Origin of the sequence: Streptomyces melanosporofaciens (assembly GCF_900105695.1) — a bacterium.
GTDB lineage: Bacteria > Actinomycetota > Actinomycetes > Streptomycetales > Streptomycetaceae > Streptomyces > Streptomyces antimycoticus.
Map to the genome: position 1 here is coordinate 7,164,355 of NZ_FNST01000002.1, position 23,056 is coordinate 7,187,410.

Below are 23,056 nucleotides of genomic sequence, written 5' to 3' on the forward strand. Positions count from 1 at the left end.
TGGGCGGTACACGGTGAGCGAGGCAAAGCTCCGCGACTACCTCAAGCGAGTGACCACGGATCTGCACCGCACTCGCCAGCGCCTTCAGGAGGCCGAGGCCAAGGACCACGAGCCCATCGCCATCGTCGGGATGGCCTGCCGCTACCCCGGCGGTGTGGCGTCCCCGGAGGACCTGTGGGAGCTGGTGGCGAACGGCCGTGACGCGGTCACCGAGTTCCCCGCCGACCGGGGCTGGGACCTGGAGGCCCTCTACGACCCGGACCCGGACAAGCCGGGGACGAGCTATGCGCGGGAAGGCGGCTTCGTCACCCACGCCGACCACTTCGACCCCGCCTTCTTCGGCATCTCCCCGCGCGAGGCCCTGGCCATGGACCCGCAGCAGCGGCTGCTGCTGGAGACCGGGTGGGAGGCCCTGGAGCGGGCCGGGATCGACCCGGCCACCCTGCGCGGCAGCCGCACCGGGGTTTTCGCGGGGGTGATGTACCAGGACTACGCGACCCGGCTGCGCCAGGTGCCCGACGATGTCGAGGGCTACGTCGGCAGCGGTGGCTCCGGCAGCATCGCCTCCGGCCGTATCGCCTACACCTTCGGGCTCGAAGGCCCGGCGGTCACCGTGGACACCGCCTGCTCGTCCTCGCTGGTGGCCCTGCATCTGGCCGCGCAGGCGCTGCGCCGCGGGGAGTGTGAACTCGCCCTCGTCGGCGGGTCGATGGTGATGTCCACACCGGTGGCCTTCGTGGACTTCAGCCGGCAGCGCGGGCTCGCCTCCGACGGCCGCTGCAAGGCGTTCGCCGCCTCCGCCGACGGCACCGGCTGGGGCGAGGGCGTGGGCATGCTGCTCGTGGAGCGGCTGTCCGACGCGCGGGAGAACGGCCATCGGGTACTCGCGGTCGTCCGCGGCTCCGCCACCAACCAGGACGGCGCCAGCAGCGGGCTCACCGCCCCCAACGGCCCCTCCCAGCAGCGCGTCATCCGGCAGGCGCTGGCCGACGCCGGGCTGACCGCCGCCGATGTGGACGCGGTCGAGGCACACGGCACCGGCACCTCGCTCGGCGACCCCATCGAGGCCGGCGCCCTGCTCGCCACGTACGGCCAGGACCGCCCCGAGGACCGGCCGCTGTGGCTCGGCTCCCTGAAGTCCAACATCGGCCACACCCAGGCCGCCGCGGGCGTCGGCGGGATCATCAAGACGGTGCTGGCGCTGCGCCACGGGGTGCTGCCCAAGACGCTGCACGCCGAGGAGCCGACACCCAACGTCGACTGGGAGTCGGGCGCGGTACGGCTGCTGGCCGAGGCCAGACCGTGGCCCGAGCCGGAGACCGAGCGGCCGCGCCGCGCCGCGGTCTCCGCCTTCGGATTCAGCGGCACCAACGCCCATGTGATCCTGGAGCAGGCCCCCGCCGAGGAGCCCGAGGACGAGGACGAGGCTCCGTCGGACACCGGGCCCGCCGCCGGTGACCCGGTGCCGTGGCCGCTGTCGGGCCGGACCGAGGAGGCCCTGCGGGCCCAGGCCGCGCGACTGCGGTCGTACGTGGCGGGCGCGCCCGAGCCGTCCCCGGTGGACATCGGCTACTCGCTGGCGCTCACCCGCTCCGCCTTCGCCCACCGCGCGGTGGTCGTGGGGTCGAACCGCGCCGAACTGCTGGGCGAACTCGACCGGTTGGCCTCCGGTGTCACCTCCGGCGCGGTGGCCGGTGCGGGCAAGACGGCGTTCCTGTTCACCGGCCAGGGCGCACAGCGACTCGGCATGGGACGCGCCCTGCACACCGCCTTCCCGGTCTTCGCCGCCGCGTTCGACACCGTCTGCGCCGAACTCGACCGCCACCTGGACGGCCATGTCGAGCACGCGGTGCGCGACGTGGTCTTCGGCGAGGACGCCGCGTTGCTCGACCGGACCCTCTACACCCAGACCGGCCTGTTCGCCGTCGAGGTGGCGCTGTACCGGCTGCTGGAGTCCTGGGGCGTGACCGCGGACTTCCTGGTCGGCCACTCGGTGGGCGAGCTGGCGGCGGCGCATGTGGCGGGCGTGTTCTCGCTGCCGGACGCGTGTGCGCTGGTCGCGGCCCGGGGCCGGCTGATGGACGCGCTGCCCGCCGGAGGCGCGATGGTCTCGCTGCAGACCGGCGAGGCCGAGGTGCTGCCCCATCTGGTGGGCCACGAGGACCAGGTGGCCCTGGGCGCGGTCAACGGCCCGGCCGCCACGGTGATCACCGGTGACGAGAAGGCCGTCCTGCGGATCGCGGAGGCGGTGGGCGTCAAGAGCAAGCGGCTGCGGGTCGGCGTCGCCGCCCATTCGCCGCTGTTGGACCCCATGCTCGAAGAGTTCGCCAAGGTCGTCGGCGAGCTGTCCTACGCCACCCCCCGGATCGCGGTGGTGTCCAATGTGACCGGCGAGGCGGCGGCCGAGGAGCTGTGCACGCCCGACTACTGGGTGCGCCATGTGCGCCAGCCGGTGCGGTTCCAGGACGGCATGCGGTTCCTGGAGGACCAGGGCGTGACCCGCTTCGTGGAGCTGGGCCCGGTCGGTGTGCTGTCCGTGATGGGGCAGGAGTGCCTCTCCGGCACCGATGCCGTCGCGTTCGTCCCGCTGCTGCGCAAGGACCGGGGTGAGGCCGAGTCGTTGCTGGGCGGGGTCGGCCGGGTGCATGCGCACGGTGGCGAGGTGGACTGGGAGAAGGTGTTCGCGGGTCGTGGCGCCCGCCGGGTGGAGCTGCCCACGTACGCCTTCCAGCGGCAGCGCTACTGGCTGGACGGCCCCGACCGGGCCGGCGATGTGACCTCCGCGGGTCTCGGCGCCGCCGGGCATCCCCTGCTGGGCGCCGCCGTCGAACTCGCCGACACCGACGGCCTGGTGCTCACCGGAAGGCTGTCCCTGGCCACCCAGCCCTGGCTGGCCGACCACGCCGTCTCCGGCACCATTCTCTTCCCCGGCACCGCCTTCCTGGAGCTCGCGATCCAGGCCGGTGACCAGGTCGGCTGCGACCAGGTCGAGGAGCTGACCCTCCAGGCGCCGCTCATCCTCCCCGCCCGTGGCGCGCTCACCCTCCGGGTGACCGCCGGGGAACCCGACGAGAGCGGACGGCGCCCGCTGAACGTCCACTCCCGCCCCGAGGGCGCCGGGTTCGGCGAGCCGTGGACCCCGCACGCCACCGGCACGCTCGCCACCGCCGCACCCGCCACCCCCGCGGAGCTGACCGCGTGGCCTCCGGCGGATGCCACCGAACTCGACGTCAGCGACATGTACGAGCGGTACGCGGCGGGCGGCTTCGGCTACGGCCCGGCCTTCCGGGGCCTGCGGGCCGCCTGGCTGCGCGGCGACGAGGTGTTCGCCGAGATACGGCTGGCCCAGGAGCAGCAGCCGGCCGCCGCCGCGTACGGGATCCACCCGGCCCTGCTCGACGCCTCCCTGCACGGCATCGCGCTCGGCACGCTCTTCGCCGGAGAGGACCCCGAGACGGCGCAGGGGCGGCTGCCGTTCTCCTGGACCGGGGTGTCGCTGCACGCCGCCGGGGCCGACGAGGTGCGGGTGCGGATCTCCCCGGCCGGGGAGGACACCGTGGCGCTCGCGGTGGCCGACCCCACCGGCCGCCCGGTGGCCACCGTCGAGGGCCTGCTGCTGCGGAAGATGACCGGCGACCAGCTCAGCGGCGCCCGCGCCGCGAGCAACGAGGCACTGTTCCAGCTCGACTGGCCCGCTCTCGCCGGTTCCACCCCGGCCACCCCGCTGACCCGGGCCGCGCTGGTCGGCGACGACGGACTGGAGGTCACCGAGAGCCTCTTCGCGGCCGGGGTCCATTTGGAGTCGTATGTGGACCTGGAGTCGCTGGGCGCGGCCGTCGACGCCGGAACGGCCGCCCCCGCGGCGGTCCTGGTGTGCTGCAAGGCCGGGCCCGGAGCACCGGCCGACGCGGTACGGGCCTCGCTGGGCAGCGCCCTGGAGCTGGCCCGAAGCTGGTCGGCCGATGAGCGGTTCGCCGACTCCCGGCTGGTGTTCGTCACCCGGGGCGCCGTGGCCACCGTGCCCGGCGCGGACGTCACCGATCTGCCCGGCGCCGCCGTCTGGGGCCTGGTGCGCTCCGCGCAGTCGGAGAACCCCGGCCGGTTCACCCTCGTCGACCTCGACGAGCACGAGGAGTCCGTACGGGCCCTCCCGGCGGTCCTCCCCTCCGGCGAGCCGCAGCTCGCGCTGCGCGCCGGCCAGGCGCACACCCCGCGGCTCGCCCGCGCCCAGGGGGAGACCGGCGCCACGCGTGCGCTGGACCCCGAGGGCACCGTTCTGATCACCGGCGCCACCGGGACGCTCGGCGGGCTGCTCGCCCGCCATCTGGTGACCCGGCACGGCGTCCGCCATCTGCTGCTGACCAGCCGCCGGGGACCGGCCGCCGAGGGGGCCGGGCGGCTGCGGGACGAGCTGACCGCGCTCGGCGCCACCGTGACCGTGGCGGCGTGCGACACCGCCGACCGGGACGCCGTGGCCGCCCTGGTGGCCCAGGTGCCCGGCGACCACCCGCTGACCGGGGTGTTCCACACTGCCGGGGTCCTGGACGACGGGGTGATCTCCTCGCTCACCCCCGAGCGGATGGACACGGTGCTGCGGCCCAAGGCCGACGCCGTACTCCACCTCCACGAGGCCACCCGGGAGCTGGACCTGGCCGCGTTCGTGCTCTTCTCCTCGGCCGCCGGTGTGCTCGGCGGCGCCGGACAGGGCAACTACGCGGCCGCCAACGGCTTCCTCGACGCCTTCGCGCAGGCCCGCAGGGCGCAGGGGCTGCCCGCCCACTCCCTCGCCTGGGGGCTGTGGGCGCAGACCAGCGCGATGACCGGTACGGCGGACACGGCCGGGGCCGCCCGCTCGGGCGTGGCCGCGCTCTCCTTGGAACAGGGCATGGAACTGCTCGACACCGCCCTCGCCCTGGACACCCCGCTGCTGATCCCGATGCGGCTCGACCTCGCGGCGCTGCGCGCGAACGCCGGATCCGGCTCGGTGCCGCTGCTGCTGCGCGGACTGGTGCGGGCACCGGCGCGCCGGGCGGGCGCGACCACGCGCGCCGGCTCACCGGGCGGCGACTCCGCGCTGCGGGAACGGCTCGCCGGGCTGTCGGAGGCCGAACAGGACGCCGTACTGGTGGAGTTGGTGTGCGCGCAGGTGGCCACCGTGCTCGGCCACCCGGACCCGTCCGCCATCGGCGCCACCCATGAGTTCGTGGACTCCGGCTTCGACTCGCTCACCGCGGTCGAGCTGCGCAACCGGCTGAACGCGGCCACCGGGCTCAGGCTTCCCGCCACGCTCGTCTTCGACCACGAGACGCCCACCGATCTGGCCGCCCGGCTCCGCTCGGACCTGGCCGCGGCCCGGCAGTCGGGCCCGTCCGTGGAGACGCCCACGGGCCCGGCGGCCGCCGCCGCGGGTGAGTCCACCACGCTGAGCGCGCTGTACACCCAGGCGTTCGAGACCGGGAAGTGGAAAGAGATCTTCGACCTGCTGCACGCCACGGCGGCGCTGCGGCCCCGGTTCAGCGCCACCTCCGAGCTGGAGAAGCTGCCGACACCGGTCAGGCTCAGCAAGGGCCCGGCCGAGCAGCACATGTTCTGCTTCTCCTCGTGCCTGGCGGTCGCGGGCATCCACCAGTACGCGCGGTTCGCGGCCTCGCAGCGGGGCCGGCGTGATGTGTCGGCGCTCGCGCTGCCGGGCTTCGGCCGCGGCGAGCCCCTTCCGGAGACGGCGGACGCGGTGGTCGCCGCCCAGGCCGAGGCGGTGGCGAAGGCCGCGGACGGGGCGCCGATCGTGCTCCTCGGCTCCTCGGCGGGCGGTTGGTTCGCCCATGCGGCGGCGGGACATCTGGAGCGGATGGGCATGAGGCCGACCGCGGTGGTGCTGGTGGACACCTACGTGCCCAAGAGCAGCATCCTCAACCAGTTCGGGCTCTCGCTCATGGACGGGATGACCGAGCGCGAGGGAGTGTTCGTCACCATGGACGACGACCGGCTGTCGGCCATGGGCTGGTATCTCAACCTCTTCGGCAGCTGGGATCCCGATCCGATCGCGACCCCCACCCTCCTCGTGCGCGCGACGGAGCCGCTGTCCACCGGTTCGCTGAAGCTGGAGGAGCTGCCCGACTGGCGGTCCTTCTGGGAGCTGCCGCACGACATCGTCGATGTGCGCGGCAACCACTTCACCATGATGGAGGACCACTCCCTCCCCACCGCCCAGGCCATCGAGGACTGGCTGGAGTCCCTGCCGCGCGACGGCGCCTGACCACGCCCCGCACCCGCCGCCGAGGCGCCCTCCCGCACCGCGAAAGGAACGACGACCATGGCGTTGCCCGTCACCGATGAGAGCCTGTGGTTCCGCAGGTTCCATCCGCGCCCGGAGGCCGAGGTCAGCCTGGTCTGCCTGCCGCACGCGGGAGGAGCCGCCAGCTTCTACTTCCCCCTCTCCGAGCTGCTGCCGCCGACCGTGGAGGCGCTGGCCGTCCAGTACCCGGGACGGCAGGACCGCCGCCACGACACGCCCATCGAGAACATCCATGAGATGGCGCGCGAGATCTTCGAGGCGCTGACGCCGCTGACGGCACACCGGCCGATCGCGCTGTTCGGCCACAGCATGGGCGCGAGCGTCGGGTTCGAGCTGGCCCGGCTGCTCGAAGCGGAGCTGGGGACCGTGCCCGTGGCGCTCTTCGCCTCGGGCCGGCCCGCGCCCTCCCACCACCGGAGCCTGGACATCCACCGGCGCGACGACGCCGGGCTCATCGCCGAGCTCCAACTGGTCAGCGGGACCGACTCGCGCATCCTCGGTGACGCCGAACTGCTGCGGCTGGCCCTGCCGGCCATCCGCAGCGACTACAAGGCGGCCGAGACCTATGAGTACCGGCCCGGCGCCCGGCTGCGCTGCGACATCGTGGGGCTCGCCGGCGACAGCGACATCCGCGTCAGGGCCCCGGAGATGGCGGGCTGGCGCGAGCACACCGCGGGCTCCTTCCGGCTGGAGGTCTTCTCCGGCGGCCACTTCTACCTGGGTGAGCAGAAGGCGGCGGTGGCCGGAGTCATCACGGACACCCTGCGGGCGGCCACCGCCCGCCCCCGACGAACCATCGACTGAGAGAGAAACCGACGATGCGTATCCTTTTCGCGACGGTGTCCGAGAAATCGCACCTGTTCACCATGGTCCCGCTCGCCTGGTCGCTGGCCGCGGCCGGCCACGAGGTGCATGTCGCCAGCAACCCCGCGCTGACCGCGCACATCAAGAGCACCGGTCTGACGGCCGTCTCCGTCGGCACGGACCACAAACTCCACGAGATGCTGACGCAGAACCGCGACTCGCTGGAGAACCCGCTGTCCGACTGGTCCACTCCGGACCTCGATCAGCACTCCTGGGAACAGGTGCTGATGAAGTTCAAGGTCAGCGTGATGTTCGCGTACCAGACCTACAACGACTGCATGGTGCACGAGCTGGTGGCCTACGCGCGCGACTGGCAGCCCGACCTGGTCATCTGGGACCCGGTCAGCTACGCGGGCCCGGTGGCCGCCCGGGTCGTGGGCGCCGCCCACGCCCGGCTGTTGTGGTGTATCGACATCTACTCCAAGATGCGCGAGGTGTTCCTGACCCGCCTCGCGGAGCAGCCCGAGGAGCGCCGCGAGGACCCGATGGCCGACTGGCTCGGCGGCATCCTCGCCCGCTACGACCGCACCTTCGACGAGGAGATCGTGGTCGGCCAGTGGACCATCGACCAGATCCCCACCAGCCTCCAGCTTCCGCTCTCCGTCCACCGGGTCCCGGTCCGCTATCTGCCCTACAACGGCCCCTGTGAGATCCCGGCCTGGCTGCGCGAGGTCCCCGAGCGGCCGCGCGTCGTGCTGACGTCCGGCGTCTCCGCACGGGCGGCCCTGGGCGGCACCTTCATGCCGGTCACCGACATCATCGACACCCTCGGGACCATGGACATCGACGTGGTGGCCGCGCTGCCGCCCGAGGAGGTCGCGGCCCTGGAGAAGATCCCCGCCAACACCCACATCGTGGACTTCGTCCCGCTGCACGCCCTGCTGCCCGGCGCCTCGGTCCTCATCCACCACGGCGGCTTCGGCTCCTGGGGCACCGCGCTGGTCAACGGCGTACCGCAGTTCATCCCCACCATCCGCTACGGCGACTGGTGGAACAAGGCGACCAGTCTGCACGAGGCCGGTGCGGGACTGGCCGTGCACGCCTCCGAGCTGACCGCCGAGGTGCTGCGGGAGAGCGTCGAACGGCTGCTGGGCGACGTCACGTACAAGGAGACCGCCGAGCGGCTGCGCGCGGAGAACCTGCACACCCCCACCCCGCACGATGTGGTGCCGGTCCTGGAGAAGCTCACCGTGGAGCACGGCCGATGAAGGTGCGCGAGCTGGCGGTCTCCGGCGCCTACGAGTTCAGCCCGGACGTCCACCGCGACGAGCGCGGCGCGTTCGTCGCCCACTACACCGAAGCGGCCTTCACCGCGGCCGTCGGCCATCCGCTGCGCCTGGGCCAGAACCACCACAGCGTCTCCCGGCGCGGCACGGTCCGCGGGGTGCACTACGCGGACGTACCCCCGGGCCAGGCCAAGATGGTGACCTGCACCAGCGGCGAACTCCTCGATGTGGTGGTGGACTTGCGGGTGGGCTCGCCCACCTTCGGCCACTGGGACAGCGTACGCCTGGACCCCGTCTCGTACCGGGCGGTGTATCTGGAGGAGGGCCTCGGCCACGCCTTCATCGCGCTGCGGGACGACACCGTGGCGGCCTATCTGAACTCGGCGGAGTACAACCCGGGTGCCGAACACGAGATCAACCCCTTCGACCCGGCGCTCGGCCTGCCCTGGCCCACGGGCCTGGAGTATCTGGTCTCCCGGCGCGACCGGAACGCCCCCGGGCTCGCCGAGGCCGAACGGGCGGGCCTGCTGCCGTCCTACGAGGTCTGCCGGGCGCTGCACCCCCGGTGTGACTGACCCGGCCCTGGCGTACCCCCCTCCACCGATCGGTTGATGCGGCCGGTCAGCCGGTGGGTGGAGGGAGGATCAGCCCGCTGGGCAGCCGATGGGCCGATCCGCGGGGGACAGCCGCTTCCTACGGTGGAAGAGTGAAGGAACAAAAGCGAGGAGGGCCCGGGCCATGCCGCTGATCGAGGTCAGTAACCTGCGGAAGGAATACCGCAATCACGTCGCGGTACAGGACGTGTCCTTCTCCGTGGAGGAGGGTGAGATCTTCGGCATCCTCGGCCCGAACGGCGCGGGCAAGACCACCGCCGTGGAGTGCATCGAGGGGATGCGCAAACGGGACGGTGGCGAGATCTCCGTGATGGGCCTGGACCCGCTGAAGGACCTCGCCGAGCTGCGCGAGTCCATCGGGATCCAGCTCCAGCAGAGCGAACTGCCCCCCAAGATGAAGGTGTGGGAGGCGCTCGAGCTCTACAGCACTTTCTACCGCGACCCCGTCGACTGGCGCGAACTCATCAAGGACTGGGGCCTGTCCGGCAAGGCCGACACGGCCTACGGATCGCTGTCCGGCGGACAGCAGCAGCGGCTGTCCATCGCACTCGCCCTGGTCGGCAACCCCAGGATCGCCGTCTTCGACGAGCTGACCACCGCACTGGACCCGCACGCCCGGCGCGAGACCTGGAAGCTGATCGAGAAGGTCAGGGAGCAGGACGTGACCGTGTTGCTGGTCACCCACTTCATGGAGGAGGCCGAGCGGCTCTGCGACCGGATCGCCATCATCGAATCCGGCCGGGTCGTCGCCCTGGACACCCCCTCCGGACTGGTGTCCAGGGTCGACGAGCAGCAGATCATCCGGTTCAAGCCGTCCGTGCCGATGGACGACGAACTGCTGACCTCGCTGCCCGAGGTGAGCAGCGTGACCCGGTCCAAGTCGCAGGTGACGGTGGTCGGCAAGGGCAATGTCGTCTACGCGGTGATCTCCGTCCTGGCCCGCAATCAGATCGTGGCGAACGAACTCCGTCTGGAACAGGCGAGTCTCGATGACGCCTTCGTCGCCCTGACCGGCTCCAAGCCCGCCAACTGAACCGCCGAGGAGATCTCTGCCATGTCCGGGCGCACCAAGCTCACCTTCGTCGAGAGCAAGCTGTTCCTGCGCGATCCCACCGCGGTGTTCTTTGTCATCGCGCTGCCCATCATGCTGCTGGCCATCTTCCACTTCGTCACCACCAAGTCCAACGACGACGCCGCCACCAAGGAGTCGATGGCCGCGTTCGTCCCCGCGATGGCCATGTCGCTGTGTCTGACGATGCTGGCCCTCAACCTGCTGCCCACGACGCTGGCCACCTACCGGGAGAAGGGCATCCTGCGGCGCCTGGCCGCCAGCCCCGTCCACCCGGGGAATCTGCTGATCGCCCAGCTCTTCATCAACCTGGTCACCGCGGCGGTCTCCGCGGTGCTGGTACTCATCGTCGGCAAGGCCGCCTTCGACACCAAGCTGCCCGGTGACGTCCCCGCCTTCCTGGTGAGCTTCGCCCTCGGCACCTGGGCGCTGTTCTCCATCGGCCTGGTGATCGCGGCCATCGCGCCGAGCAGCAAGTCGGCCACCGCGATGGGCCTTTCCCTGCTCTTCCCCAGCCTCTTCTTCGGCGGGGCGTTCCTCCCCAAGGAGGACCTGCCCGAGACCGTGTCCACCATCGGCGACTACACCCCGCTGGGCGCCGCGCTGCAGGCGCTGCGCGACTCCTGGGAGAACCAGTGGCCGCAGGCGCTGCACCTGACCGTCCTCGGGGTGATCGCGGTGGCCGCCACCGCGGCCGCGGCCAAGCTGTTCCGCTGGGAGTGAGGTGAGCGCGTCCAAGGACGACGGCGGACGGTGGGAGCGGCACTCCGACATCCTGTTCGGAGGGCTGCCCTACCTTCTGCTGTTTCTGTCCACGGCCCTGAGTCTGGTCCACGGGCCGCCGCCGGCCCGGGGGCTGCTCACCACGCTCGGCCTGGCGGCGCTGGCCGCCCTGTGGATCCTGGGCACCTACACCCTGCCGACGGGCCGCCGCAGCAGACAGCCGTACGGCATGGCACGGACGGCCGTGTACTTCACCGGGCTGCTCGTCCTCTCCGCCGCGCTGATGGCGCGGGACCAGGTGTTCATGGTCTTCGCCGCCACCGGGTTCCTGCAGGCGCTGGTGCTGCTGCCGACGGTCTGGGCGCTGGTGTCCGTGGCGGCCACCTCGTTCGTCGTCAACACCGTGCCGGACGGCCTCCCGCGGCCGACGACCGGCGCGGTGGTCGGCTATATCGCCGCGATCGCCTTCCAGACCGTGGTGATCGGCTGGATCAACCTGCTGTCGAGCCGGCTGAACGAACAGCATCAGCGGCGCAAACGCACCGTGGCCGAACTCCGCTCCGCGCTCAACGAGAACGCCGGGCTCCACGCCCAGCTCATCACCCAGGCGCGTGAGGCCGGAGTGCTGGACGAGCGCCAGCGGATGGCGGGGGAGATCCATGACACCCTCGCCCAGGGGCTGGCCGGCATCATCCGGCAGCTGGAAGCCGCCGAACACGCCGAAGGCGACCGTGAGGTGTGGCGCCGCCATCTGGTCGCGGCCAAGGACCTGGCCCGCGACAGCCTGGCCGAGGCGCGCCGGTCGGTCCAGGCGCTCCGCCCCGAGCAGCTGGAGTCCCGGACGCTGCCCGACGCCCTGGAGTGCCTGATCGAGGGCTGGTCACGGGGGCGGGAGGCGAAGGTGGCGTTCGCGACGACCGGGACCGCCACCCCCGTCCACGCCGAACTGGAGGCCACCCTCTACCGGGTGGCACAGGAGGCCCTCGCCAACATCGCCAAGCACGCCGAGGCGTCGAAGGTGGGCATCACCCTGTCGTACATGGACGACGTGGTCGTCCTCGATGTGCTCGACGACGGCGTCGGATTCGACCCCACGGCCGCGGAGGCCGAGGCCGGCACCTCCGGTGACCACGGGCTGGGGCTTGTGGCGATGCGGCGCCGACTGGGCCGGGTCGCCGGTACGTTGGACATCGAAAGCGCCCGTGGCGAGGGCACCGCCATCAGCGCGGCCGTCCCCGTCATCCCCCAGGAAGCCGGTGCATGAGCGGAATCACCCCCAGCGGTCACACCCACGGCAGTAACCCGCACGACGCCGGCGCCCATCGCGCCACCGGCGCGCCCATCCGCATCCTCATCGTGGACGACCACCCCGTGGTCCGCGACGGGCTGCGCGGGGTGCTGGAGCGGGACCCCGACTTCACGGTGATCGGCGAGGCCGGTGACGGTGCCGAGGCCGTCGAACTGTACGAGCGGCGGCCGGCCGATGTGGTCCTGATGGATCTGCGCATGCCGCGGATGGGCGGGGTCGAGGCCATCAAGCGGCTGCTGGCCGGCGACCCGGAGGCCCGGATCCTGGTGCTGACCACCTATGACACCGACAGCGACGTCATGGGCGCCCTGGCCGCCGGGGCGACCGGCTATCTCCTCAAGGACACCCCGCGCGAGGAGCTGACCCGCGCCGTGCGATCCGCCTCCTCGGGCCAGTCCGTTCTCTCGCCCGCGGTCACCGGACGGGTTCTCGGCCAAGTCCGCAAACCCACCCAGGGACCGCTGAGCGACCGGGAACTCCAAGTGCTCAGACTCATCGCGGACGGGGCCACGAATCGACAGGCAGCGGCAGCGTTGTTCATCAGCCAGGCGACAGTGAAGACACATCTGCTGCATGTTTACGAGAAACTCGGGGTGAAGGATCGCGCGGCAGCCGTCAGCGAGGCCCATAAACGACATCTATTCCAATGACATCGCAGGTCGGAGCGGTGGTAGGGGTGGCAGATAGGGGTGGACGAGGGTAGGGGTTGTTCCGCTCGAAGCGGCGCCAATACGGTGGCGATATGGCCCACATGCGAGATCGGCAGGCCGTTGTGATCGGCGGCACCGGATTCATCGGGCGACATATCTGCAGGGCTCTCACCAAACGCGGATATGAAGTCCTGGCAATAGCGAGAAAACCCGCTGAACCCATTCCCGGAGTCGCATTTCTGCCTCTTGACGCGGTATCCGCGCCGAGCGACGACATCGCCCGGGCCGCGAAGTCCGCCGATCTCGTCGTCAACGCCGCGGGCGACAGCTGGGAGGGCGACGAGGAGAGCATGACGGCCTCGCACGTCCCGCTCGTCGACCGGCTGGTGGACGCCGTGGCGACCCTCCCCAGGCGGCCGCGGCTGGTCCATCTGGGCTCGGTGCACGAGTACGGCCCCGTCCCCGACGGCACGGCCATCGCCGAGGACCACCCCACCGCCCCGCACACCCCCTACGCCCGCACCAAACTCATCGGCAGCCGGATCGTCCTGGGCGCGGCGGACGCGGGCCGCATCGACGGCTGCGTCCTGCGCGTCACCAACGTCTGCGGACCGGGCACCCCCCGGGGCAGCTTCCTCGGCGGACTCGCCCACCGGTTGCGCCGGACCACGAAGGACGCACCGCTCTCCCTCACCCTCGTCGACGACCAGCGGGACTTCATCGACGTCCGCGACGTCGCCGAGGCCGTGGTGCTGGCCGCGAGCAGCCCGGTGACCGGCCGGGCGATCAACATCGGGCAGGGCGACGCCTCCAGCATGCGCGAACTGGCCTGGCTGCTGATCTCCGCCTCCCAGGTCCCCGCGGATCTGGTGCGCGAGGAGAGCGGCGCCGTGCACAGCAAGGGCGGAAGCTGGACCCAGGCCGACATCCGCCTCGCCCGGCGGCTCATGGGCTGGTCCCCGAAGGTGGCCCTGAAGGAATCCCTCCACGACCTGTGGGCCGCCTCCGCCACCTCGAGCCGACCGGCTGCCGCGGCGGCCCGTACCGAAGGACACTGATGGAGTACACCTATCTCGGACGTACCGGCCTCCAGGTGAGCCGGGTGTGCCTGGGCACCTTGAACCTCGGGGTCAGGGCGAGCGACGAGGAGAGCCACGCGATCCTGGACACCGCCCTGGACCGCGGGGTCAACTTCGTCGACACCGCCAACCAGTACGGCTGGCAGAAGCACAAGGGCTACACCGAGGAGTTCCTCGGCGGCTGGTTCGCCCAGGGCGGCGGCCGGCGCGAGAAGGTCGTGCTGGGCACCAAGGTGTTCAACCCGATGAGCGACTGGCCCAATGACTCGGGACTCTCGGCCCGGCACATCATCGCCTCCTGCGAGGACTCGCTGCGCCGGATGGGCACCGACTGGATCGACCTGTTCCAGATGCACCATATCGACCGCCACGCCCCCTGGGAGGAGGTGTGGCAGGCCATGGAGACGCTGACCCGGCAGGGCAAGGTGCGCTACGTCGGCTCGTCCAACTTCGCCGGCTGGCATATCGCCGAGGCCCAGGAGACCGCCGCCCGCCGCCACTTCCTCGGCATCGTCTCCGAGCAGAGCGTCTACAACCTCGTCACCCGCCATATCGAACTCGAGCTGATCCCCGCCGCCCAGCGGTACGGGGTCGGGGTGCTCGCCTGGTCCCCGCTGCACGGCGGATTGCTCAGCGGGGCGCTGCGCAAGCTGGCCGAGGGCACCGCGATGAAGACCGCCCAGGGCCGCGCGGCCCAGGCGCTGGAGGTCCACCGGGACGCCGTCGCCGCGTACGAGAAGCTGTGCGACGGCCTCGGCGCCGACCCGGCCGAGGTCGGGCTGGCCTGGGTGATGGGCCGCCCCGGCATCACCGCACCGGTCATCGGGCCGCGCAGCCTGGACCAGCTGGACGGGGCCTTCAAGGCCATGGAGCTGACGCTGCCGGACGAGGTGCTGGCCGAACTGGACCGGCTGTTCCCGCCGATCGGCAACGGCGGCCCCGGACCGGAGGCGTGGGCGTGGTGAGCACGCTCCAGGAGCGGCTGGTCCGCTCGGCCGCCACCGTCGACAGTTCGGTGACCCTGCTCGCCGACTTCCAGCGCTGGTTCCGGGAGCGCGTCGACGCCGACGAGTCCCGGATCGAGATCATTCCGTTCGAGGCGATGCGCGGCTGGGAGTTCGCGCCGGACACCCACAACCTCGTCCATGAGACCGGCCGGTTCTTCTCCGTCGAGGGCCTCCGGGTGCGGATGCCCGGGGCGCCGGTGGAGGAGTGGCGCCAGCCGATCCTCCACCAGCCGGAGATCGGCATCCTCGGCATCCTGGTCAAGGACTTCGACGGCGTACCGCACTTCCTGATGCAGGCCAAGATGGAGCCGGGCAACCACGGCGGACTGCAGCTCTCGCCCACCGTCCAGGCGACCCGCAGCAACTACACGCGCGTGCACAAGGGCCGGGCGGTGCCGTATGTGGAGTACTTCCAGCAGGCCGAACGGCACCGGGTGCTCGCCGACGTCCGCCAGTCGGAGCAGGGCAGCTGGTTCTTCCACAAGCGCAACCGCAACATGCTGGTCGAGGTCGCACCGGAGACGGACGTCGAGGTGCGCGACGGCTTCCGCTGGCTGACGCTGGGCCAGCTGCACCATCTGCTGGCCGTGGAGGACCTGGTGAACATGGACGCGCGCAGCGTCCTGGCCTGTCTGCCGCACTCCCCGCTGGACTCCGAGGAGACCTTCCCGGTCCTCGGGGCCCACAGCCGCCACCGCGACGCCGACATCCTCAGCTGGATCACCGGGCTGCGCACCGAGCGCGAGGTGTTCACCGAGCGGATACCGCTGCGGGAGACGACCGGCTGGCACCGCAGCGCCCATCGGATCTCCCATGAGAGCGGGCGCTTCTTCAGCGTGATGGCCGTGGACGTCGCCGCGGGCGGCCGTGAGGTGCGCAGCTGGACCCAGCCCATGATCGAGCCCCATGGCCCGGGCGTGGCGGCCTTCTTGCTGGCCTACGCCGACAAGGTGCCGCATGTGCTGGTGCAGGCCCGCGCCGAACCCGGCTACACGGACGTGGTGGAGCTGGCCCCCACCGTGCAGTGCACACCGCGCAACTACACCCATCTGCCCGAGGGGGCCACACCGCCGTTCCTCCGGGAGGTGGTGGAGGCGCCGGCCGACCGGGTGCGGTTCGACACCGTGCTCTCCGAAGAAGGCGGCCGGTTCTTCCACGCCTTCAATCGCTATCTCGTCGTGGAAACCGAGATGAGCGCCGTGCCCGAGGAGCCGTCGCACTACCGCTGGATGGCCGTGCGTCAGCTGCTCGACCTCATACGCCACAGCCATTACGTCAATGTCGAGGCCCGAACGCTCATCGCCTGTCTGCACTCCCTGGCGGTATAGGGGGGCGCCTAGGGGGGCCGGACCTGGGCGGACGTAGGGGTTATTCGGATCGTGGCCGCTGCCATAGCCTCCGGGACACAGGGTGCCCGGGGCGGTACATCGGAGGACATGTCATGCAGGACATCATCAGCGCCGTGCTGGCAGAGGATGCGGTGGCCGCGGATTTCGCCGCCTTGAACGTGCCCGAGTCCTATCGGGGCGCGGTGATCCTCAAAGAGGAATCCGAGATGTTCGAGGGCATGGCCACCAAGGACAAGGACCCCCAGAAGTCGCTCCACATCCGTGAGGTGCCCACGCCCGAACCGGGCCCGGGCGAGGCGGTGATCGCGGTCATGGCCAGCGCGATCAACTACAACACCGTGTGGAGCGCCATCTTCGAACCGCTGCCGACCTTCGGCTTCCTGGAGCGGTACGCACGGACCGACGACCCCGGAGCGGCCCGCCACGACCAGCCCTACCACGTCCTCGGCTCCGATCTGGCCGGTGTGGTGTTGCGCACCGGGCCGGGGGTGCGCCACTGGAAGCCCGGCGACCGGGTGGTGGCCCACTGCCTGTCCATCGAGCTGCGCTCGCCGGACGGCCACGACGACAGCATGCTCGACCCCGAGCAGCGCATCTGGGGCTTCGAGACCAACTTCGGCGGGCTCGCCGAACTCTCGCTGGTCAAGGCCAACCAGCTCATGCCGATGCCCGCCCATCTCACCTGGGAGGAGGCCGCCTCCTCGGGCCTGGTCAACTCCACGGCGTACCGGCAGCTCGTCTCCCGCAACGGCGCCCAGATGAAACAGGGCGATGTGACCCTCATCTGGGGCGCGGCCGGTGGCCTCGGCTCGTACGCCACCCAACTGGCCGTCAACGGCGGGTCCATTCCGGTGTGCGTGGTCTCCGGGCAGCGCAAGGCCGCACTCGTCCGCTCCATGGGGGCCGAGCTGGTCATCGACCGGGCCGAGGAGGGCTATCGGTTCTGGAAGGACGCGTCCACGCCCGACCCCAAGGAGTGGAAGCGCTTCGGGGCCCGGATCCGCGAACTGACCGGCGGCGACGATCCGGACATCGTCCTGGAGCACCCCGGCCGCGAGACCTTCGGCGCCAGTGTGTATGTGGCGCGGCGCGGCGGAACCATCGTCACCTGCGCCTCGACGTCCGGCTACCGCCATGAGTACGACAACCGCTATCTGTGGATGGCGCTCAAGCGCATCATCGGCACCCACTTCGCCAACTACCGGGAGGCCTGGGCGGCCAACCGGCTGATCGAGAAGGGGATGGTGCACCCCACGCTCTCCAAGGTCTATCCGCTCACGGCGGTCGGCACGGCCACCCAGGACGTCCACCGCAACCGCCACTCCGGGAAGGTCGGCGTCCTGTGCCTGGCCCCGGAGGAGGGCCTGGGGGTGCGCGATCCGGAGCTGCGCGAGCGCCATCTGCCGTCCATCAACCGCTTCCGCGGCCAGGACTGAACCTGAACCGGTCCACGGCCGCGGTCAGGACAGCGACGGCGCCACCGGCCGCCAGGGCGCGAACGGACTCGCCCCGCGGGGCAGCACTCCGGCCAGCTCCGGGCAGTGCCGCAGGATCACCGAGGCCATGCTGGACTTCTCCACCCAGTCCAGCCCCAGTGGGGTGTACACCTCGGGCCGGAAGTCCACGGTCAGAAGGCGGTCGTCCTGAATCCGCCGGGTGGCCATGAGCAGCAGGACATGGAACGCCGTCTCGCTGAACGCCGACCCCTCGGGCGGGTTCTCCGCGAACAGCCCCACCATGGTGTCGATCTCGTTGACCGAGGCGTAGACCTCTTCGAGCCGGGCGACGGTGTCCTGATCGGGGGACAGCTCCTCGAAGGAGCGGATCCGCGCTCTGCCCAGCCGGGCCCGGAAGTCGTTGTACCGCGGTACGCCCCGCCGCCGGGCCCGCATCAGCTCCGCCACCGGCAGATCGAGGAGCTCGCCGTCTCGCTCGAAACGCCGTAGTGCGCGCGGGTAGTTGCCCAGGGTGATCGCGCCCGGGTGGGCGACGCCGAAGGAGTAGAGGGCGTCGGCGAGCCCGGTCTTGCGCATCACCGCCTCGGCCGCCGCGCCCCGCACCTCGTCGAAGCCGAGCGACCGCGACCGCCGCCCCAAGCGGTGATCGCACAGCTCGATGTCGTCCGGGACCAGCGGATGCGTCCGGTAGACCGTCATGAACTCCTCGGCGAGGGCGAACGGCACCCCGGGATGGTCCGGCACGCCGCGGGGGCCGCCCGTCGACGCGCTCGCCTCGAACAGCCACAGGCCGAGCCGGGACAGCCAATGGGCGGGCGGGCCCTGCCAGTTGGTCTTCGAGCCGAGGTCGATCACCTCGGTGGCGAGCATCGCCGGAATCCACTCCACCGTATGGATCTTGGCGATGAGCGCGGAGACCACCAGCCGGGCCGTGTGGTGCACCGACTCCTCGTCCATCGCCGGATGGGTGTGGCGCAGCGCCTCGCACACCGCCTCGTGCTCACGGGCGAAGAGCGTGTGCATCGCGCTGAGCCCCAGCCACCAGGCGCCGGCCGAGCCGATCGGCGGCACCCCGCCCGGGCCCAGCGGCAGATGGCCCTCCTCCAGGCGCGGCCCGGCGCCGCCGTACACCTGCGAACTGTCCCAGCGGTGGGAGACGGCGTCGACCCAGTCCGGGGACTGGAAGTGGGTCCAGGCGGCCGCCAGGACATTGAGCGAGGTGGCGGGCCGGAAGCGCTCCCGGTGCAGCAGCCGTTCGCCGACCGCGGCGGGGTGGGGCACATGGATCAGATCGGGCCGGTGGACCGGTGACAGGCGAAGGCCGACGGTGGCCCCGGCCACGCCCCTCGGCGCCCGATCCGTCCGCGCGCCATCCCTCCGCGCCATGGCCGGATCGCCGGTCGGGCCGTCGTATGAGCGCGCCGCCCGTGGCCCCTCCCCGGCTGGGGCGGGGGCCGGATCGGGATGCGGCGGCGTCTCGGGCGGGGCCGCGTCGAGGAGGCCGAGCCGGCGCAGCGCCCGGCCCAGCGCGTCCGAGGTGAGCACCCCCAGCGGGTCCGGCAGCCGATGCCAGGGCACACAGCGGTTGACCAGGCCGAAGGCCGCGCGCACCGGCAGGTCGAAGGCGGCGCGCACCGGAACGGGCAGCAGCGCGGCGGGGTGCGATTCGGCGGTCGCGCCTGGCTCGGCGGCGGGACCCGGCTCGGCGGTGGGGAGGCGCAGGCCGAGGCGATGTGCGGCGGCGACCTCGTACGCGGCCTTGCGTGCCCGGTTGAGATTGCCCAGCGGACGGAACTCCTCCGTGGTGTGCCAGGGGTTGAACGTCAGCAGCTCGACCCGGCGGGCCGCCGCCCGGGCCCGGGCGCTGTCCAGGTCCTGGCACGGCACCGTGAGCACCGCGACCGGGACGACCGGTGCGTCGCTCTCCCCCCACTCCACCGAGCCGTCCTCGACCGGGGTCCGCCGGTCGTCCAGATAGCGCTGCACACACAGCTCGAAGGCGATGTCGCCGGTGGACAAGCGCATCGCCAGCTCACGGTCGAGATAGTCGGGGTCACGGTCGGGTGGGGGAGCGGCGGTGCCGCCGGGCGCCGGACGCAGCTGATACCGCACCGGACCGGCCGGGCCCCACAGGATCGCGCCCCGGCTCCAGAAGGTCTCGCGGGCCAGCGAGCCCACCGTATGGCGGGTGGCGATCCGCAGATTGCGGCGCATCCGGTCGGCGGTGGCCCAGCCCACCGCCAGCGGCAGCCGGACGAAGAGCCCGAACGCCTTCTCCACGGTGCTCCCCGCGCCCGCCGTGGCCTTGGCGAAGGCGACGAACTCGTGCACATCGGCGGCATGGGACACCGGGAAGCTGGTGGCCAGCAGATCGTGGGTCTCCTCCGGACCGGCCTGGACCCGCACCGCCATCCGGCGCAGATCGGGTGTGGTGTCGTGCCGCTCGGTGCCGCTCGCGGTGGAGAGCCGCACCACGGCCGGGTACTCGGCGCCCGGCCGGGCGTATCCCACGCACAGCTCCGGCGGAAGGTCCTCACGGAACCGCAGCCGGGCGTTCTCCACACCCAGCGCCGCCTTGGCCCGGAAGGGGCGCAGCAGCTGCGGGGCGCCCGGGCTGTCCGCGCCGGCGGGGCGTGTCCGCCGCGTCCGCATCAGCTCGCGCGTCAGCTTCTCGAAGCGCCGCCGCTCGGCCTCGGGGCTGCCGCCCTCGTACGCCTCATAGCCCTCGTACCTCGCGCCTCGTGTCCCGCCCGTCGCCTCCTGCCGTGCCACCTCGCCGACGCGTGTCACCTCACCGCCGCGTACTGCCTCGCTTCGTACGGACTGCTGTCCGGTGTTGACCATGGGGAACGCTCCGTACGGGGCAGGCTGGGATGAGAAGGGACAAAAGAGACGGTAAGGGAGTGACTGCGAGGCCGCAGCCCGGAGCGGTGCGTCGGTGGTAACCCGCCCCCTCCGGGGCGCCCCGGGTGATTCGCCTCCGCCCTGCGGCACACTGGTGGCATGCCGGAGCTGCCCGAGGTGGAGGCCCTCACCGCGATCCTGGCCGAGCGCGCCGCCGGCCGGGAGATCGCCCGCGTCCTCCCCGTCGCGGTGAGCGTCCTGAAGACCTACGACCCGCCGCTGAGCGCGCTCGAAGGTCACACCGTCACGGCGGTGGCCCGCCACGGCAAGTTCCTCGACCTGGCCACCGACGGCCCCCATCTGGTCGTCCACCTCGCCAAGGCGGGCTGGCTGCGCTGGCGGGACGGACTCCCCGAGGCCCCGCCGCGCCCCGGCAAGGGCCCGCTCGCGCTGCGGCTGCTGCTGGCCGGTCCGGAGCGCTCCGGGTTCGACCTCACCGAGGCCGGGACGCGCAAGGGGCTCGCGGTGTACGTGGTCCGCGACCCGCAGGAGGTCCCCGGCATCGCCCGGCTGGGCCCGGACCCGCTCGACGACTCCTTCACCCTGGAGGCGTTCGCCGGGCTGCTGCGCGGCGTACGCCACCGGATCAAGGGGGTATTGCGGGACCAGAGCGTCATCGCCGGGATCGGCAACGCCTACTCGGACGAGATCCTGCATGCCGCCCGGATGTCCCCCTACCGGCTCGCCTCCGACCTCACCGAAGAGGAGATCGCCGGGGTGTACGAGGCGCTGGGCGCCACGCTGCGCTCCGCCGTCGAGCGCTCCCGCGGGCTGGCCGCCACCGACCTCAAGGTGGAGAAGCGCGGCGGCATGCGGGTGCACGGCCGCACCGGGCAGCCGTGCCCGGTGTGCGGGGACACCGTCCGCGAGGTGTCCTTCCGCGACTCCTCACTGCAGTACTGCCCCACCTGCCAGACCGGCGGCAAGCCGCTCGCCGACCGTCGGCTGTCCCGACTGCTCAAGTAGCGGGGCCGCTCACGTGGCGGGGCCGTTCACGGGGTGGAGCCCCTCACGTAGCGCGGCGGCTCACGTGGCGGGACCCTTCACGTGGCAGGTTGCCGGAGCTGTCCCAAATGCCGCCCGCCATCGGGCAGTTGCAGTGGCGCTCTTGACCCGGGGAGCTCCGGTCCGCCATATGGTGCTGTCGCAACCCCACGACACGACACCCCACGCCACGTCACGGAGCACCATGACCACAGCCCTGATCATCGGTGGCGGCATCGCCGGCACGGTGACCGCGATGGCCCTGCGGAAAGCCGGGATCGACGCGGTCGTCTACGAGACGTACCCCACGGACGCCACCGACGCGGGTGCGTTCCTCGTCGTCGCCGCCAACGGCCTGGAGGCATTGCGCACCATCGACGCCCATGAACCGGTGCTGAAGAACTCCTTCCCGGTCGGCCGCGTCGAGTTCATCAGCAACACCGGCAAACGGCTCGGCAACCGGCCCATGTCCGGATCGCAGGACGGTGGCCTCGGCTCGGTCACCCTCAAACGCGCCACCCTCGCCCGGGTGCTGCGCGAGGAGGCGGTGCGCCGCGGAGTGCGCATCGAGCACGGCAAGCGGCTGCTCGCCGCCCACACCAGCCCCGACGGCCGGATCGTCTGCTCGTTCGCCGACGGCGGGCGCGCCGTGGGCGATGTGCTGATCGGCGCCGACGGCATCCACTCGCTCGTCCGCAGGGTCATCGACGCGGCCGCGCCCCGGCCCCGCTACACCGGACAGCACACCGTCTGCGGCTACACCCGCGACGCCGAGACGCCCCCGGACCCGGACGCCTACACGATGATCTTCGGCAGGCAGGCGTTCTTCGGCTGCACCACCGCCCCGGACGGCGAGGTGTGGTGGTTCTGCAACGCCCCGGCCGAGGAGATGTCCAAGGGTGAGCTCGCCGCCGTCACCCCCGAGGAGTGGCGGGAGCGGCTGCTGAGGCTCTTCGCCGAGGACCACACCCCCGCCGCCGACCTGGTCCGTGCCACCGGCGACTCCATCGTGGCCACCGCCGCCTACGACATCATCTCCACCCCCACCTGGTCCGAGGAGGCCATGGTCATCGTCGGCGACGCCGCGCACGCCTGCGCGCCCAACGCCGCGCAGGGCGCGTCGATGGCCATCGAGGACGGTGTCGTGCTCGCCAAATGCCTGCGCGATCTGCGCTCGCCCCAGTCGGCCTTCGCCGCGTACGAGGCGCTGCGCCGGGAGCGGGTCGAGAAGGTCGCCACGGCCAGCGCGGGCATGGCCCGCCGCACCGCGCCGGGGCCCGTGGCGCGGGCCCTGCGCGATGCCACCATGCCGCGCAAGCTGGACCGGGCCGGCAACGGCGCCCCCGACTGGCTGACCGGCTACCGCATCGACTGGGACGAGCCGGTCGACGCGCAGACGGCCCGCCGGCGCCGCTGACCTACCGCGACCCCGCGGCCACTGACCCACCCCGGGCCCCCGGCCGCTGACCCACCGCCGCCCCGCCCCGCCCCCGCACCGCACCGGGACCCTCCGGACGCGGTCCCGG

Annotated in this window: 15 protein-coding genes; 14 read left to right on the forward strand and 1 reads right to left on the reverse strand. The window is 71.9% G+C overall.

From position 1 onward, the window contains the following. The first annotated feature begins 13 nt into the window (after nucleotides 1–13). The 12 genes from BLV72_RS33835 to ccrA all read left to right on the forward strand — a co-directional run bounded on the left by BLV72_RS33835 (nucleotide 14) and on the right by ccrA (nucleotide 17,621). Nucleotides 14–6,256: a type I polyketide synthase gene (locus BLV72_RS33835; RefSeq protein WP_093467135.1), complete on the forward strand. Its 6,243-nt coding sequence runs from the start codon at nucleotides 14–16 to the stop codon at nucleotides 6,254–6,256. A 57-nt stretch (nucleotides 6,257–6,313) separates the two neighbouring features. After that, nucleotides 6,314–7,099 (forward strand): thioesterase II family protein, encoded by a 786-nt coding sequence (locus BLV72_RS33840; protein WP_093467137.1) that lies wholly within the window; start codon nucleotides 6,314–6,316, stop codon nucleotides 7,097–7,099. Between the two features lie 35 nt (nucleotides 7,100–7,134). After that, nucleotides 7,135–8,367: an activator-dependent family glycosyltransferase gene (locus tag BLV72_RS33845; RefSeq protein ID WP_167746442.1), complete on the forward strand. Its 1,233-nt coding sequence runs from the start codon at nucleotides 7,135–7,137 to the stop codon at nucleotides 8,365–8,367. Next, a complete protein-coding gene (locus BLV72_RS33850) occupies nucleotides 8,364–8,960 on the forward strand; it encodes a dTDP-4-dehydrorhamnose 3,5-epimerase family protein (protein WP_093467140.1) in 597 nt (198 codons plus the stop codon). The genes BLV72_RS33845 and BLV72_RS33850 overlap by 4 nt, the downstream gene beginning before the upstream one ends. 163 nt (nucleotides 8,961–9,123) lie before the next feature. Then, entirely contained in the window at nucleotides 9,124–10,032 is a 909-nt protein-coding gene (locus tag BLV72_RS33855) for an ABC transporter ATP-binding protein (protein WP_093467141.1), read from the forward strand. Nucleotides 10,033–10,053: 21 nt separating this feature from the next. Next, nucleotides 10,054–10,791, forward strand: a complete 738-nt coding sequence (locus BLV72_RS33860) for an ABC transporter permease (protein WP_014056964.1) — start codon at nucleotides 10,054–10,056, stop codon at nucleotides 10,789–10,791. A 1-nt stretch (nucleotide 10,792) separates the two neighbouring features. Continuing rightward, the gene (locus BLV72_RS33865) at nucleotides 10,793–12,055 is read left to right on the forward strand and encodes a sensor histidine kinase (protein ID WP_093467143.1); all 1,263 of its coding nucleotides are present in this window, start codon (nucleotides 10,793–10,795) and stop codon (nucleotides 12,053–12,055) included. Next, complete coding sequence (locus BLV72_RS33870; RefSeq protein ID WP_093467144.1) at nucleotides 12,052–12,750, forward strand: response regulator; 699 nt, start codon at nucleotides 12,052–12,054, stop codon at nucleotides 12,748–12,750. Before BLV72_RS33865 ends, BLV72_RS33870 begins: the two co-directional genes overlap by 4 nt. A gap of 92 nt (nucleotides 12,751–12,842) precedes the next feature. Next, a complete protein-coding gene (locus tag BLV72_RS33875) occupies nucleotides 12,843–13,808 on the forward strand; it encodes an NAD-dependent epimerase/dehydratase family protein (RefSeq protein ID WP_093467146.1) in 966 nt (321 codons plus the stop codon). Further along, nucleotides 13,808–14,794, forward strand: a complete 987-nt coding sequence (locus BLV72_RS33880; protein WP_093470706.1) for an aldo/keto reductase — start codon at nucleotides 13,808–13,810, stop codon at nucleotides 14,792–14,794. The genes BLV72_RS33875 and BLV72_RS33880 overlap by 1 nt, the downstream gene beginning before the upstream one ends. Then, the gene (locus BLV72_RS33885) at nucleotides 14,788–16,164 is read left to right on the forward strand and encodes an NDP-hexose 2,3-dehydratase family protein (protein ID WP_093470707.1); all 1,377 of its coding nucleotides are present in this window, start codon (nucleotides 14,788–14,790) and stop codon (nucleotides 16,162–16,164) included. The genes BLV72_RS33880 and BLV72_RS33885 overlap by 7 nt, the downstream gene beginning before the upstream one ends. Before the next feature lie 113 nt (nucleotides 16,165–16,277). Then, nucleotides 16,278–17,621: a crotonyl-CoA carboxylase/reductase gene (ccrA, locus tag BLV72_RS33890; protein ID WP_093467147.1), complete on the forward strand. Its 1,344-nt coding sequence runs from the start codon at nucleotides 16,278–16,280 to the stop codon at nucleotides 17,619–17,621. A 24-nt stretch (nucleotides 17,622–17,645) separates the two neighbouring features. On the opposite strand, the gene BLV72_RS33895 is transcribed toward ccrA, so the two are convergent. After that, on the reverse strand, nucleotides 17,646–20,486 hold the full coding sequence (locus BLV72_RS33895; RefSeq protein WP_244321141.1) for a peroxidase family protein: 2,841 nt from the start codon (nucleotides 20,484–20,486) through the stop codon (nucleotides 17,646–17,648). 159 nt (nucleotides 20,487–20,645) lie between these two features. Between BLV72_RS33895 and BLV72_RS33900 the strand changes: the two genes are divergently transcribed. Together BLV72_RS33900 and BLV72_RS33905 are read left to right on the forward strand one after the other, a co-directional pair. Continuing rightward, the gene (locus tag BLV72_RS33900; RefSeq protein ID WP_093467149.1) at nucleotides 20,646–21,512 is read left to right on the forward strand and encodes an Fpg/Nei family DNA glycosylase; all 867 of its coding nucleotides are present in this window, start codon (nucleotides 20,646–20,648) and stop codon (nucleotides 21,510–21,512) included. Between the two features lie 223 nt (nucleotides 21,513–21,735). Next, complete coding sequence (locus BLV72_RS33905) at nucleotides 21,736–22,947, forward strand: FAD-dependent monooxygenase (RefSeq protein WP_093467150.1); 1,212 nt, start codon at nucleotides 21,736–21,738, stop codon at nucleotides 22,945–22,947. Nucleotides 22,948–23,056 lie beyond the last annotated feature (109 nt).